This window comes from Streptomyces sp. R-74717 (genome assembly GCF_047305335.1).
GTDB lineage: Bacteria > Actinomycetota > Actinomycetes > Streptomycetales > Streptomycetaceae > Streptomyces > Streptomyces atratus.
The window spans coordinates 3,903,417-3,917,600 of the sequence record NZ_CP102361.1 but is presented as its reverse complement, the minus strand read 5'-3'; the positions used below and the strand labels follow the sequence as shown (position 1 = coordinate 3,917,600).

13 protein-coding genes are annotated in these 14,184 nt (G+C 70.9%); 9 read left to right on the top strand and 4 right to left on the bottom strand.

Annotated features, from left to right (window positions below):
• Positions 1-8: 8 nt before the first annotated feature.
• Positions 9-1,592, bottom strand: coding sequence for an acyl-CoA carboxylase subunit beta (locus tag NRF20_RS17595; RefSeq protein WP_398632113.1), 1,584 nt, complete (start codon positions 1,590-1,592; stop codon positions 9-11).
• A gap of 134 nt (positions 1,593-1,726) precedes the next feature.
• Between NRF20_RS17595 and NRF20_RS17590 the strand changes: the two genes are divergently transcribed.
• The 5 genes from NRF20_RS17590 (at position 1,727) to hutH (ending at position 8,186) form a co-directional block, all read left to right on the top strand.
• Complete coding sequence (locus tag NRF20_RS17590; protein ID WP_398632114.1) at positions 1,727-2,629, top strand: biotin--[acetyl-CoA-carboxylase] ligase; 903 nt, start codon at positions 1,727-1,729, stop codon at positions 2,627-2,629.
• 612 nt (positions 2,630-3,241) lie between these two features.
• Positions 3,242-4,414 carry an adenylate/guanylate cyclase domain-containing protein gene (locus NRF20_RS17585; protein ID WP_398632115.1) on the top strand — a complete coding sequence of 391 codons (1,173 nt, stop codon included), beginning with the start codon at positions 3,242-3,244 and terminating at the stop codon, positions 4,412-4,414.
• 75 nt (positions 4,415-4,489) lie between these two features.
• A complete protein-coding gene (locus NRF20_RS17580) occupies positions 4,490-5,302 on the top strand; it encodes an enoyl-CoA hydratase/isomerase family protein (RefSeq protein ID WP_413752868.1) in 813 nt (270 codons plus the stop codon).
• 85 nt (positions 5,303-5,387) lie between these two features.
• Positions 5,388-6,557 carry a diguanylate cyclase domain-containing protein gene (locus tag NRF20_RS17575; RefSeq protein ID WP_398632116.1) on the top strand — a complete coding sequence of 390 codons (1,170 nt, stop codon included), beginning with the start codon at positions 5,388-5,390 and terminating at the stop codon, positions 6,555-6,557.
• A gap of 78 nt (positions 6,558-6,635) precedes the next feature.
• The gene (hutH, locus tag NRF20_RS17570) at positions 6,636-8,186 is read left to right on the top strand and encodes a histidine ammonia-lyase (RefSeq protein ID WP_398632117.1); all 1,551 of its coding nucleotides are present in this window, start codon (positions 6,636-6,638) and stop codon (positions 8,184-8,186) included.
• A 13-nt stretch (positions 8,187-8,199) separates the two neighbouring features.
• Here the strand turns inward: hutH and NRF20_RS17565 are convergent, their stop codons facing one another.
• Entirely contained in the window at positions 8,200-8,487 is a 288-nt protein-coding gene (locus NRF20_RS17565) for a hypothetical protein (protein ID WP_266358468.1), read from the bottom strand.
• Positions 8,488-8,595: 108 nt separating this feature from the next.
• Between NRF20_RS17565 and NRF20_RS17560 the strand changes: the two genes are divergently transcribed.
• Together NRF20_RS17560 and NRF20_RS17555 are read left to right on the top strand one after the other, a co-directional pair.
• Positions 8,596-9,012 carry a hypothetical protein gene (locus NRF20_RS17560; protein WP_398632118.1) on the top strand — a complete coding sequence of 139 codons (417 nt, stop codon included), beginning with the start codon at positions 8,596-8,598 and terminating at the stop codon, positions 9,010-9,012.
• A gap of 237 nt (positions 9,013-9,249) precedes the next feature.
• Positions 9,250-10,509: a L,D-transpeptidase gene (locus NRF20_RS17555; RefSeq protein WP_413752867.1), complete on the top strand. Its 1,260-nt coding sequence runs from the start codon at positions 9,250-9,252 to the stop codon at positions 10,507-10,509.
• 349 nt (positions 10,510-10,858) lie between these two features.
• Here NRF20_RS17555 and NRF20_RS17550 read toward each other — a convergent pair whose 3' ends face one another.
• Entirely contained in the window at positions 10,859-11,317 is a 459-nt protein-coding gene (locus tag NRF20_RS17550; RefSeq protein ID WP_398632211.1) for an RDD family protein, read from the bottom strand.
• Positions 11,318-11,577: 260 nt separating this feature from the next.
• Here NRF20_RS17550 and NRF20_RS17545 point away from each other — a divergent pair, with 260 nt between their 5' ends.
• Positions 11,578-12,090 (top strand): hypothetical protein, encoded by a 513-nt coding sequence (locus NRF20_RS17545; protein WP_398632120.1) that lies wholly within the window; start codon positions 11,578-11,580, stop codon positions 12,088-12,090.
• On the opposite strand, the gene NRF20_RS17540 is transcribed toward NRF20_RS17545, so the two are convergent.
• Complete coding sequence (locus tag NRF20_RS17540; RefSeq protein ID WP_413752866.1) at positions 12,080-13,816, bottom strand: hypothetical protein; 1,737 nt, start codon at positions 13,814-13,816, stop codon at positions 12,080-12,082. The genes NRF20_RS17545 and NRF20_RS17540 overlap by 11 nt on opposite strands.
• 139 nt (positions 13,817-13,955) lie before the next feature.
• Between NRF20_RS17540 and NRF20_RS17535 the strand changes: the two genes are divergently transcribed.
• Positions 13,956-14,126 (top strand): hypothetical protein, encoded by a 171-nt coding sequence (locus NRF20_RS17535; RefSeq protein WP_398632121.1) that lies wholly within the window; start codon positions 13,956-13,958, stop codon positions 14,124-14,126.
• Positions 14,127-14,184: the final 58 nt, after the last annotated feature.

The following is a 14,184-nucleotide window of genomic DNA, read 5'->3' as shown; positions in this document are numbered from 1 at the left end:
GACCCTTTCTAGAGGGGGATGTTGCCGTGCTTCTTCGGGGGCAGCGACTCCCGCTTCGTGCGCAGCTGGCGCAGCCCCTTCACGATGTGGGCGCGGGTGTCGGAAGGCATGATCACCGCGTCGACGTAGCCGCGTTCGGCCGCCACGTACGGGTTGAGCAGCGTGTCCTCGTAGTCGGCGATCAGCTCGGCGCGCGTTGCTTCCTGATCCTCGGCGGCGGCGATCGTGCGGCGGTGCAGGATGTTCACGGCGCCCTGCGCGCCCATCACGGCGATCTGCGCGGTCGGCCAGGCGACGTTGATGTCGGCGCCGAGGTGCTTGGAGCCCATGACGTCGTACGCGCCGCCGAAGGCCTTGCGGGTGATCACCGTGATAAGCGGGACGGTCGCTTCCGCGTAGGCATAGATCAGCTTGGCGCCGCGGCGGATGATGCCGCCGTACTCCTGGTCGACGCCGGGCAGGAAGCCGGGGACGTCGACGAAGGTCAGGACGGGCACGTTGAAGGCGTCGCAGGTGCGGACGAACCGCGCGGCCTTCTCGCTCGCGTTGATGTCCAGGCAGCCGGCGAACTGCATCGGCTGGTTGGCGACGATGCCGACCGGGTAGCCCTCGACACGCCCGAAGCCGGTGATGATGTTCGGCGCGAACAGGGCCTGGGTCTCCAGGAATTCGCCGTCGTCCAGCACGTGCTCGATGGCGGTGTGCATGTCGTACGGCTGGTTCGCCGAGTCCGGGATGAGGGTGTCGAGCTTGCGGTCCTCGTCGGTGGTGGCGAGGTCCGCGTCCTCAGGGAAGGCCGGTGCTTCGGAGAGGTTGTTCGAAGGGAGGTACGACAGCAGCGACTTGACGTACTCGATGGCGTCCTTCTCGTCGCCCGCCATGTGATGCGCCACGCCCGAAGTGGTGTTGTGGGTGCGGGCTCCGCCGAGTTCCTCGAAGCCGACGTCCTCGCCGGTGACGGTCTTGATGACGTCGGGGCCGGTGATGAACATGTGCGAGGTCTGGTCGACCATGACGGTGAAGTCGGTGATGGCGGGGGAGTAGACCGCTCCGCCCGCGCACGGTCCGACGATCAGCGAGATCTGCGGGACGACGCCCGAGGCGTGCACATTGCGGCGGAAGATCTCGGCGAACAGGCCGAGCGCGACCACACCCTCCTGGATGCGGGCGCCGCCGCCGTCGTTGATGCCGATGACCGGGCAGCCGGTCTTCAGCGCGAAGTCCATCACCTTGACGATTTTCTCACCGTAGACCTCGCCGAGCGAGCCGCCGAAGATGGTGAAGTCCTGCGAATACACGCAGACGGGGCGGCCGTCGACCGTGCCGTAACCGGTGACGACGCCGTCTCCGTAGGGGCGGTTCTTCTCGATGCCGAAGTTGGTGGAGCGGTGCCGGGCGAATTCGTCGAGCTCCACGAAGGAACCCTCGTCGAGCAGCAGGCCGATCCGCTCGCGGGCGGTCAACTTGCCCTTCGCATGCTGCTTCTCGACCGCGCGCTCGGAGCCCGCGTGCGTTGCTTCGTCGATACGGCGCTGCAGGTCCGCGATCTTGCCCGCGGTGGTGTGGATGTCGATCTCTTCCGGCTCGGACATCGGGTGGCGGCTCCCTGCCTGGTCACGGGGACGACTGTGCTGCTGATCAGGTACTGAAACACCTACTGATCCGTAGGGTATCGGCGCGGATACGGTTCGGCAGTGCGTCGTTTGCCACACCTAGTCTGGCTTGCATGACACCTTCGGATGCGCCTCACAGCCGCTGGTCGGACCTGGACCGACCGCCCCTGAACGTCCCCGCGCTGCGCCGCGGGCTGCTGCGGCCGGGCGGACTGTGGACCTCGCTCGACGTCGTGGAGACCACCGGGTCCACCAACTCCGACCTTGCCCGGCGCGCGGCCGCGGGGCTCGCCGAAGGCACCGTGCTGATCGCCGAGGAACAGACCGCGGGCCGCGGCCGCCTCGACCGCACCTGGACGGCTCCGGCCCGTTCGGGCCTGTTCTTCTCCGTCTTCGTGACGCCGGGCGACATCCCCGTCCAGCGGTGGGGCTGGCTGCCGCTGCTCGCGGGCGTCGCGACGGCGACGGGTCTGGCTCGCGCGGCAGGCGTCGACACGGCACTGAAGTGGCCCAACGACCTCCTCGTGACGATCCCCAAGGACTCCGACAAGCTCCGTCCAGGGGAGACCCCACTGGGCGAGGAACGCAAGGCGGGCGGCATCCTGGCCGAGCGAGCCGGGAACGGGGTCGTCGTGGGCATCGGCCTCAACGTCTCCCTGCGCACCGATGAACTCCCCGCCCCCACGGCCGCCTCGCTGGCCCTGGCCGGAGCGGTCTCCACCGACCGCGAGACGCTGCTGCGGGGCGTACTGCGCTCGCTGGAGCACTGGTACGGCCAGTGGCGCGCGGCGGACGGCGACGCGGCGGCGAGCGGCCTGCAGGAGGCGTACACGGCGGGCTGCGCGACGCTCGGCCGGACGGTACGTGCCCAGCTGCCCGGAGACCGCACGCTCACCGGCGAGGCCGTGGCGATCGACGGCGACGGCCGGCTGATCCTGTCCACCGACGACGGCCTCCAGCCCGTGTCGGCGGGCGACATCGTGCACCTGCGGGGGCTCGGGGGCGGCCTGACGTGAGGGGCGGGTCCACCGCGGTGTGCGTGTGGTTCACCGGGGCCGCCCGAGCCGGGGCCGTTCCGTCCTCGATCGCCGGACGGGCTGGAAATCACCCCGCCCGGCAATCGAGGGGGCCTGCGTGCGGGCGCCGGCCGGGGTCTGCTCCTGCTTCCGCCTCCGGCCTGCCTTGCCACGTACCGGGGCAGAGCCGGGGCCGTTGCGTGTCGGTCGCTCGGGTATGCCTGACCTGCCGAGCCTTCCGGTCCACCCGAACACGTACCGGGGGCATGAATCCTCGCCCTCCTGGAAACCGGCCACCGGCTGTAAGCACCCACGCCCCCGGCCCACCCAGGAACATTCCGGGAAGACTTCATGAGCCCTTGCCCTCCTGGAAGCCCCCACCGGCCGCAACCACCCACGCCCCCGGCCCACCCAGGAACATTCCGGGAAGACTTCATGAGCCCTTGCCCTCCTGGAAGCCCCCACCGGCCGCAACCACCCACGCCCCCGGCCCACCCAGGAACATTCCGGGAAGACTTAGCGACGTGAGCCACGGCACACCTGCCGTATCGTTGAGGCGATCCACCGACAGATCGGCAGGGCAGTGCGCAGGGAACGGGCAGGAGGCGGCTGGTGACCGTCGACGACACGACCTCCGGCGCGGGCGCGGAGCCCCCGTCGGACCCCTCGGTCCACCCGACACCGCATCACGAAGTCGACCATACGGCGGAACCGACCGACGATCCCCTCGCGATCCGGCTGGAACAGCTGATCCTGGGTGCCGACCGGCGCTACACGCCGTTCCAGGCGGCCCGTACCGCCGGCGTCTCGATGGACCTGGCCTCCCGGTTCTGGCGGGCCATGGGCTTCGCCGACATCGGGCAGGCCAGGGCGCTCACCGAGGCCGATGTGCTGGCGCTGCGCCGGCTCGCCGGTCTCGTCGAGGCGGGGCTGCTCAGCGAGCCGATGGCGATCCAGGTGGCGCGGTCCACCGGGCAGACCACCGCCCGGCTGGCGGAGTGGCAGATCGATTCCTTCCTGGAGGGTCTGACCGAACCGCCCGAGCCCGGCATGACCCGGACCGAGGTCACCTACCCGCTGGTCGAGCTGCTCCTCCCGGAGCTGGAGGAGTTTCTGGTGTACGTGTGGCGGCGCCAGCTCGCCGCCGCCACCGGCCGGGTCGTGCAGGCCGCCGACGACGAGGAGATGGTCGACAGGCGCCTGGCCGTCGGCTTCGCCGACCTCGTCGGGTTCACCCGGCTGACCCGGCGGCTGGAGGAGGAGGAGCTCGGCGAGCTGGTCGAGGCGTTCGAGACCACCTGCGCCGACCTGGTCGCCGCCCACGGTGGCCGGCTCATCAAGACCCTCGGCGACGAGGTCCTCTACGCTGCCGACGACGCACGCACCGCGGCCGAGATCGCGCTGCGCCTGATCGAGGCGATGACCCAGGACGAGACCATGCCCGCGCTGCGCGTCGGCATCGCCTTCGGCACGGTCACCACCCGAATGGGCGATGTCTTCGGTACGACGGTGAACCTCGCCAGCCGGCTGACCTCGATAGCGCCGAAGGACGCCGTACTGGTGGACGGGGCGTTCGCGGAGGAGCTGATCCGTACCGGCGACGCTCCGACCTCCGAGGCACAGGCGGCGGAGGAGGCCGCAGCGGCCGAGAAGGAGCGCCAGAACGGCGTGGAGCCGACGTCCGGGCCCAAGTACCGCTACGGGCTGCAGCCGATGTGGCAGCGCCCGGTGCGTGGCCTCGGCGTCGTGGAGCCCTGGCTGCTGGCGCGCCGGGGCACGTCCTGACATCACCCCGGACCGCTGTCCGGGGCGCCCCGTAGGATCCCCCCGGTAACGATCGTTAACCGGAGGGGTGCAGTCATGACCGTCACGTCCGAGCAGCGGTTCGGGGAATTCGTCGTCGTACGGGTCCACGAGGGACAGGAACACGTCGCCGAGCTGGTCCTCGACCGGCCCAAGGTGATGAACGCCGTGTCCACGGACATGGCCCGCTCGATCGCCGCCGCCTGTGCCGCGCTCGCCGCCGACCCGGGCGTACGGGTCGCCGTCCTCACCTCCAGCCATGAGCGGGCCTTCTGTGTGGGCGCGGACCTGAAGGAGCGCAATTCCTTCACCGACGCCGAGCTGCTGCGCCAGCGCCCCACCGCCCGCGCCGCGTACACCGGCGTACTCGAACTGCCGATGCCGACGATCGCGGCCGTGCACGGCTTCGCGCTCGGCGGCGGATTCGAGCTGGCCCTGTCCTGCGATCTGATCGTCGCCGACCACACGGCGGTGGTGGGCCTGCCCGAGGTGTCGGTCGGTGTCATTCCGGGCGGCGGGGGTACGCAGTTGCTGCCGCGGCGGATCGGTGCGGCGCGCGCCGCCGAGCTGGTCTTCACGGCCCGGCGGGTGGAGGCGGCCGAGGCTCGTGATTCGGGGCTGGTCGACGAGCTGGTGGAGGCGGGGCGGGACCGCGAGGCCGCGCTGGCGCTCGCGGGCCGGATCGCCGCCAACTCGCCGGTGGGGCTGCGGGCCGCCAAGCGGGCGCTGCGGCTCGGGCACGGCCTCGATCTCCGGGCCGGACTCGAAGTCGAGGACGCCGCCTGGCATTCGGTGGCCTTCTCCGGCGACCGGGCCGAGGGTGTGGCCGCGTTCAACGAGAAGAGGAAGCCGAACTGGCCCGGCGAGTGACGTTGCGTATGCGCAAGGACACGCAGCGAACGCCGTCGGCGTCCCAAACTGATCAAATCACCACAAAACTACATAAGCTGTAGCGATGGGTGGTGATGATGCGCGGCTGCGGGCCGTGGTTTCGCTTGCACAGACGATGGCGGCGGCACACACCCCGCGGGGGTCGTGGCGAGCGGCTGCGCTGGGGGCGTGCGAGGCGTTGGGTGGCAGTTTCGCCGCGCTCTCGGTCTGGGAGCGCGGGCGCGGGCGGCTGCGCGTGCTGGTCAACGCGGGCGAACGGGCCGAAGGGGAGGAGGAGTTCCCCGAGGAGGAGACGTACCCGGTGCATCAGTTCCCGGAGATCACCGAGTTCCTGCACGAACGGTGGGCCGGGGGCGGTGAGCCGGACGCCTGGGTGGAGACCGCCGACGGCCCGGTGGGTGGCGTACAGGGCGGGGGTGCGGGCGTGCGGGGGTACGGGCATGTGTACTGCCACGAGCGGGTGGCCGCCCTGCGTCGGCGCAGGCGCGGCTGCTGTGTGGTGGCGCCGATCGTGCTGCACGGGCGGGCCTGGGGCGAGCTCTATGTGGCCCGCCCGGTGGGGGAGCCGGTGTTCGGGCGGGAGGACGCGGACTTCGCGACCGTGCTGGCTGCCGTCGTCGCCGCCGGGATCGCCCAGACCGAGCGGCTGGAAGAGGTCCGCAAGCTCGCCTTCACCGATCAGCTCACCGGGCTGGCCAACCGCCGTGCAGTCGATGTGCGGCTCGACGAGGCGGTGGAGCAGCATCGGACGGACGGGGCGGTGGTCAGCCTGGTCGTCTGCGACCTCAACGGTCTGAAGCGGGTCAACGACACCCATGGCCATGCGGTCGGCGACCGCCTGCTGGAACGTTTCGGCTCGGTGCTGTCCCGTTGCGGCGCCATGCTGCCCGGTGCGCTCGCGGCCCGGCTCGGCGGCGATGAGTTCTGCCTGCTCGCGGTGGGCCCCGGGGCGGACGACGTGATCCGGGTGGCCGCCGAACTCTGTGACCGGGCAACCGAGTTGGAGCTCGGCGACGGGGTGGCGTGCGGGATCGCGTCGACCGGTGATCCGATCGGCCCGGTGGTGTCGGCGCGGCGGCTGTTCCGGCTGGCGGACGCGGCCCAGTACCGGGCGAAGGCGGCCCGCTCCATGAAGCCGGTGGTGGCGGGGCGCGACGGCGAGGTGATCCGGCTGGCCGACGCGCCGCCGAAGTCTCCGCACGACCGCCGCCACCTGCGCGGCAGTCGGCCCTGACCGTGTGACCGGATCGGTAAGGGGTCAACCGTACGACCACTAGTGACATGAAGGGATTCAATCCGTACGCTTCTGAATATGGATATGCATACAGTCGTGGTGGGGACGTCCGGTACCACCGCTCAGGACGTCATCGCCGTGGCCCGCGGCAACGCTCGTGTCGAGCTCTCCGCGGCCGCCGTGAGCGCACTCGCCGCCGCCCGCGAGATCGTGGACGCGCTCGCCGCCAAGCCCGAGCCGGTCTACGGCGTCTCCACCGGCTTCGGGGCGCTGGCCAGCCGGCACATCAGCCAGGACCTCCGCGCACAGCTCCAGCGCAACATCGTCCGCTCGCACGCCGCCGGCATGGGCCCGCGGGTCGAGCGCGAGGTCGTCCGCGCCCTGATGTTCCTGCGGCTGAAGACGGTCGCCTCCGGGCACACCGGCGTACGGCCCGAGGTCGCGCAGACCATGGCCGACGTCCTCAACGCGGGCATCACCCCCGTCGTCCACGAGTACGGCTCGCTCGGCTGCTCCGGCGACCTGGCCCCGCTCTCCCACTGCGCCCTGACGCTGATGGGGGAGGGCGACGCGGAGGGCCCCGACGGCACGGTGCGCCCCGCCGGTGAGCTGCTCGCCGCCCATGGCATCACCCCGGTCGAGCTGCGCGAGAAGGAGGGCCTCGCCCTCCTCAACGGGACCGACGGCATGCTCGGCATGCTCGTCATGGCCCTGGCCGACCTGAAGAACCTCTACACCTCCGCCGACATCACCGCCGCCCTCTCCCTGGAGGCACTGCTCGGCACGGACAAGGTGCTCGCCCCGGAACTGCACGCCATCCGCCCGCATCCGGGCCAGGGCGTCAGCGCCGACAACATGCTGCGGGTGCTGGCCGGATCGGGCCTCACCGGCCACCATCAGGACGATGCGCCCCGTGTCCAGGACGCCTACTCCGTGCGCTGCGCGCCCCAGGTCAACGGCGCCGGACGCGACACCCTCGACTATGCCGGGATCGTCGCGGACCGCGAGCTGGCCTCCGCCGTCGACAACCCCGTGGTGCTGCCCGACGGCCGGGTCGAGTCCAACGGGAACTTCCACGGCGCCCCCGTCGCCTACGTGCTCGACTTCCTGGCGATCGTCGCGGCCGACCTCGGTTCGATCACCGAGCGCCGCACCGACCGGCTGCTGGACAAGAACCGTTCGCACGGGCTGCCGCCGTTCCTCGCCGAGGACGCCGGTGTGGACTCGGGCCTGATGATCGCCCAGTACACCCAGGCCGCCCTGGTCAGCGAGATGAAGCGGCTCGCCGTCCCCGCGTCGGCCGACTCGATCCCGTCCTCCGCGATGCAGGAGGACCACGTCTCCATGGGCTGGTCGGCCGCGCGCAAGCTGCGTACCGCCGTCGACAACCTCGCCCGGATCGTCGCCGTCGAGCTGTACGCGGCGACCCGCGCCATCGAACTGCGCGCCGCCCAGGGCCTCACCCCCGCGCCCGCCTCGCAGGCCGCCATCGAGGCGCTGCGCGCGGCAGGTGTCGAGGGCCCGGGACCGGACCGCTTCCTGTCGCCGGACCTGGCCGCGGCGGACGCGTTCGTACGCGCCGGGAAGCTGGTCGCGGCGGTCGAGCCGGTGACCGGACCGCTGGCCTAGGTCCGGCGGAGAGTCAGGCGGACAGGGTGTCGGCGCGGCGTACCGAGTAGGTGACGAACGCTGCGCCGATGCCCAGGAACGCCGTGCCGCCGATCAGATACGGGGTGGTGTCGACCCCGGTCCCGGTGTCGGCGAGCCTCGGACCGGCCGCGGTGTCCACGGCGGCGGTGACCTGTCGGCTCCGTGCGCCCGGTGTGCCGGCCGACTCGTCCGTCGCGTTGGCGGACGGTACGAACCACAGGGCGGCCAGCAAAGTGCCCGCAGCGGTGGCGGTCAGGAGCGGGCGGCGAGCAGCGGCCACGGAATCGATCCTCCTTGTCACAGCCGTGAGTTAGGCCTGTACGCCGATGCTAGTGAAAGCAGCGGGTCGCAGGAAAGTCGGGAGGGCGGGGAGCTTACGCTCCGGCACATGAGCACTTCTGAGACATCACGGTTTGTTCGACTTCAGGTCGAAATGGTGCTGGAGATCACGGACCCCGCCGCCCTCAGCGGTACCGCACTGGAGTCCATCGCCGCCGAGTACGGGGAGCCCGGCGGCGAGTCCGCCGAGGAACGCATGCAGGCCGAGGCGGCCGTACGGCAGGACGGCGCGGAGGCCCTCGCCTCCCTTGTCGACCCGTTCGACCTGGTCGGCGAGGTGCCGGGGGTCGAGCTCGCTCAGGCGTCCTGGAGCAGCGAGATCGTCGACTACGACCCGGACCACCCGGACGGCTGGGACCTCGACGAGGACGAGGACGAGGAAGGGGGCGCCGGCGACGTCCCGCACAATGGTGAGGACGACGGCGAGCACAGCGGCGCGAGCGGCGGTGCGGAGCGGCGGAACTAGCAGGCGGTGAGCCGCGGCCCCGGCCCGCTTTCCGCGGACCGGGGCCGTCGTGCGTACCGGCCGTATATACGCGACCGGCACCGGGAACCACCGCCGACTCGGATGCGTCGATGAGTGTTGTTCCCCACATCTCTCTTGGATGTGGAACGGAAGACCCCTTCCATGGGTTCTAGGAACATTGACGGGTTTCGCCGGTCGTCGGCGGCTCTGCTCGGGGTTTTTGGGGATTAAGCAACGATGGAGAAACGTGTGATGACGGACAGCAAGCGGCGCAAGGGCCTGATGGCCGCGTCCGCACTGCTCGGTGGCGTTCTGGTGCTCACTGCCTGCAACGACAACGGCGCGAGCGCCGAGGGCTCGAAGAAGTCGCAGGCGGCCGAGGTCGACAAGGCGGCCGCCCAGGACGCGTCGGAGGCGCAGATCACCATCGCGCCGAAGAACGGTGCGACCAACGCGAGCATCAACAACGACACCAAGGTCACCGTCACCAAGGGCACGCTGTCCCAGGTCACCATGACCACGACGGCCGGTGCGACCGTCAAGGGCACGCTCGCCGCCGACGGCAAGAGCTGGAAGCCGGACGTCCAGCTGGAGCGCTCGACCACGTACAAGATCAATGCGGCGGCCAAGGACTCCAAGGGCCGCGAGGCGCACGAGAACTCCTCGTTCACCACCGTGTCGCCCGCCAACAGCTTCATAGGCAACTTCACGCCCGAGGACGGCTCCACGGTCGGCGTCGGCATGCCGGTCTCGATCAACTTCAACAAGCCGATCACGGACAAGAAGGCCGTCCAGGACGGAATCACCGTCACGTCCAGCAGCGGTCAGGAAGTCGTCGGCCACTGGTTCAACCCCCAGCGTCTCGACCTGCGCCCCGAGCAGTACTGGCAGGGCGGCTCCACCGTCACGCTGAAGCTCGCGCTGGACGGCGTCGAGGGCGCGGACGGCGTCTTCGGTGTGCAGCAGAAGACGGTCACCTTCAAGGTCGGCCGCAACCAGGTCTCGACGGTCGACGCCGGCGCGAAGACGATGACCGTCACCCAGAACGGCAAGACGATCAAGACCATCCCGATCTCTGCCGGCTCCTCCGCCAACCCCACGTACAACGGGCAGATGGTGATCTCCGAGAAGTTCAAGGAGACCCGGATGAACGGCGCGACGGTCGGCTTCACCGACGACGACGGCAAGGGCGAGTACGACATCAAGGACGTGCCGCACGCCATGCGGCTGTCCACCTCGGGCACCTTCATCCACGGCAACTACTGGGGCGCGCGGTCGGTCTTCGGCAGCGCCAACACCAGCCACGGCTGTGTCGGCCTCGCCGATGTGAAGGGCGCGAACGACGCCAACCAGCCCGCCGCCTGGTTCTACAACAACTCCCTCGTCGGCGACGTGGTGATCGTCAAGAACTCCCCGGACAGGACCATCACCCCCGACAACGGCCTCAACGGCTGGAACATGAGCTGGGCGGAGTGGACGGCGGGCTCCCAGGCCTGACCCGCTCGCACCTCCCCTCCCGCAGTACCGAATCCCCGTACGCAGGCGGCGGCACCCGGATCCCCTCGGATCCGCGGCGCCGCCGCCTTCGGCGTACGCGGACGTTCTCATCCGGCTCTCATCGTGGCCTCAACTCACCATCACACCGCGTCCCTGGCCTTGCGCCATCGCCCGGCGTGCGCCACGGCTGGCGACGATTCGCAAGGGCAAGGGCAAGGGCACGGAGAACGCGGCGGCCTGAGAAGGGCTTCGTGCGGGGCGCCGGTCGGTCCGGCCGACGTCCTGCCGTCGATCGGCATGCGGGTCCGGTCCGGCCTCGGCCGTGGTCCGGTCCGCCTCCCGGGGGTGGTCAGGTCCGGCCCCAGCGGTGTTCGGCTGCGGCGCTCCGGTGGGCCGTGAGGTCGCTGTGGCGGACCTGGCGCAGGCCCACCGGATCGTCGTTCCCGCTGCTCCAGAAGGCGCTCAGGGGAAGGACGCCGGGGCCCGCGAGGTACGAGCGCAGGGCGTACCAGGGTTGCAGCGGCAGCCGGCACAGTCCGTACAACCAGCGCCGCACCAGCCGGCAGGGCCCCGGCCGCCCGGCGTCGGGCAGTCCGATCACCCGTATCCCCATGATCAGCTTGCCCGCGCCGCCCCCGGCGATCGCGGTGAGGGCCACCTGGTTGAGGAACGAGAACGCCAGCGTCGGGCCGAGCAGCAGACCGACGGTCTCGGGGACGCCGGCCGTGTGCACATGCGGCCGGGCCAGTAGGCCGCCGGTGACCAGGCAGAGGTAGCAGTCGAGGCCGACGGCGAGATAGCGGCGCATGTCGCCCACGCGCGGTGGGATCCGGGGCGCGGCGCGCTGCCCGGGGACGGGCGGGAGAGCCGGATGGGCGTACGGCCCGGCGGGTCCCGGGTGCCCCGGTCCGGGCGGTGTGAGGACGGCCGGTAAGGCCGACCCGGAACAGTTTCGGTTACGTCTGTGCCCCGGCGACGTGGTCATGACGGCATCATGTCCGATTGCCTGTCGCCGTGTGCCCGGGACCGCTCTCCTGCTGCCCTGTACGCCGCATTAATCTCGCACTCATGACCGCCGCCATCACCGCCATGATCACCGCAGTAGTCGGGGTGCTCGGCACCCTCTTCTCCCCGGTTCTCGCACAGCGGCTGAACGTACGCCAGCGCGCCGAAGAGGCCCGACTGGTCGGTGAGCAGCGGAAGTTCGAGGAGCGGCGTGCCCAGTACACGGCCATGAACCGGGCCTCCCGGCAGTTCCACACACTCCTCAAGGACGCCCTGCACCGCATCCGTGACGACGTCTACACCGAACAGGAACGTGCCCAGCTCGAAGAGGCCCGCCTCGACCACCGCGACCGCTACGCCGAGGCTCAGATGATCGTCCCGGAGCGGATACTCCAGGCGTCCCGCGACCTCAACCGGGTCCTCGCCGCCGGTGACGCCGCCATCAAGCGCCTCGACCGGGGCCTCGCCCGTGACGGCGAGAGCGTCGAACGGGCCCTGGAGGACCTGAAGGCGGCCGACCCCTGCCTCGACACGATGCGGGAACTGATGCGTCAGGACCTCGGCGTCACCGACTGAACCGCGGCCTCGGCGTCACCGACTGAACCGCGGCCTCGGCGTCACCGACCGAACCGTCCGGCAGCGTCTGCCGGCAAGACCCGAACGGCCACAGCCGGTAGTGCGAGTCCAGCCGGTACTCGCCGCCCCGCTCCACCGTGAGCCGCGTCCACTCGCCGTCCTGCCGTACGCACCCGCCGCCGTCGGCCCGCAGCCAGGGCGAGTACGCGATCCTTACCGTCACCGATCCGGCGGCGGGCATCCGTACCACCAGCGAGGCGTCGTCCCCGCCTACGACGGCGCCCGGCGCGGAGACCAGCGGGACGGCGCCCCGCACCCGGTAGATCCGCCACTCCGCGTCCTGCCACACCGGCTCCAGCCAGTCGGTCCCGCGCCGGACGATCTCCGCCTCCGCCTCGGCCGGGCCGTCCGGCCTGCCGCTGTGCAGCACCACGAGACCCACGCCCCACCGGTCCAGCCAGGCGCGGTACGCCGCCGGGGTCGGCTTCCCCCCGTAGAACAGCCGCCCGCGCTCCACGTCGAGCTGCCGGTTCCAGCCGCGCGCCATGTTCACATGCGGCGCGAGCGCGGACGCCTCCCGGTGATTTCGGGCCGGTACGACCTCCACCCGGGTCCGTTCGGCACCGAGCCTGCGCAGCTCGGCGACCACACCGTCGGTGTGCGCCGCCCAGGCGGGCACGGCGGTGGAGACCCGCAGATCGTCATCGGTCTTGTCGACCAGCCAGCCGGTGTTGAACACCAGCATCCCGACGAGCACGACCACCCGCACCCGCGGCAGCAGGCCGCCCCGCGCCCAGCCCGCCAGGGCGGCCGGTGCCGCCGCGAGCAGCACGGGCGGGCCGGCCACCCCCACCAGCCGTTCCACATTCGTCCCGATGGGCGACGGGATCAGGAAGGTCAGGACGACACCGGCCGCGTACACCACGCTCGCGAACCGGACCACCCGCCAGCCGCCCTCGCGCGGCGCCGCGAGCCACAGGGCCGCGCAGGCGGCCAACGGCATCCACAACTTCCCCGGAGCCATGGGCTGTTCGCCCGTGAACGGAAACAGCGCCGTCGTCGCCGCCACCACCACGAACGGCGGCACGAGGAGCACGGCCGCCCGCCGCCACTGCCGGTCGAGCCCGTACGCCGCACCGGCCACCACCAGGAACAGCCCCGCCACCGGACTCGCCGCCGTCGCCAGCGCCGCGCAGCCCGCGGCGACGCCCGTACGGTGGCGTACGTACAACAGCGCGGCCAGCCCGATCGCCACGCCCATTGCGAACGTGGTACGCCCGGACGCGACATTGCACCAGAGCACCAACGACCCCAGCACCGAGACCGCGACCGGCCACCGCACCCCGGTCCGCACACAGAGCCGCCCCAGCGCCCACGACCCGCAGAGCCCGGCGGCGGCGGTGACGGCCCGCACCCCGAACACCGCCATGAGCGGCGGTGTCAGCAGGCTGTAGTTGGCGGTGTGCGTGCCTCCGTACCAGGAGAGGTTGTACGCGGACCCGGGATGCCGGGACGCGAACCCGGCCCAGGCGAACTGCGCCGCCAGATCACCGCCGCCGGTGGCCAGCACCAGCGCCCACACGAGGTACAACGGCACGACGACCAGCACCGCGAGCCCCGGTACCCACCACCGCGCCGAGTCCGGATCCGTGACCGCTCGGCGCACACCGGCGCCGACCCGCTCGTCTCCCCGCTCGCGCGCCGCAGTTGTCTCGGTGATCCCCACCTCGCAAACCTTAACGGGCCCGTTCGAACCGCATGGTGGTTCAGCTGGCTACACCACGGATGTGGGGGACCGGTCCCTCGTGACGGCGGATACGTGCCGGGAGAATGGATCCATCACCCGACAACGGAAGGCGAAGCTCATGAAAGCACTGCTCTGGATCGTGTTCTTCGCGGCGATCGCCGCGAATGTCTCCCTGAACTTCCTCATGGAGGACAACGCTCTGCACATCGCGCTGAGCGTCGTCTCCGGCGTGGTCGTCCTCGCGTCCGGAGCGGGGCTGTGGATGCTGCGCCGCCCGGCGGAGTCGTAGACGGGCCCAGGATGCGGACGCGGTGAACGACCTTCCGGAGCCACTGGGACAATCGGTA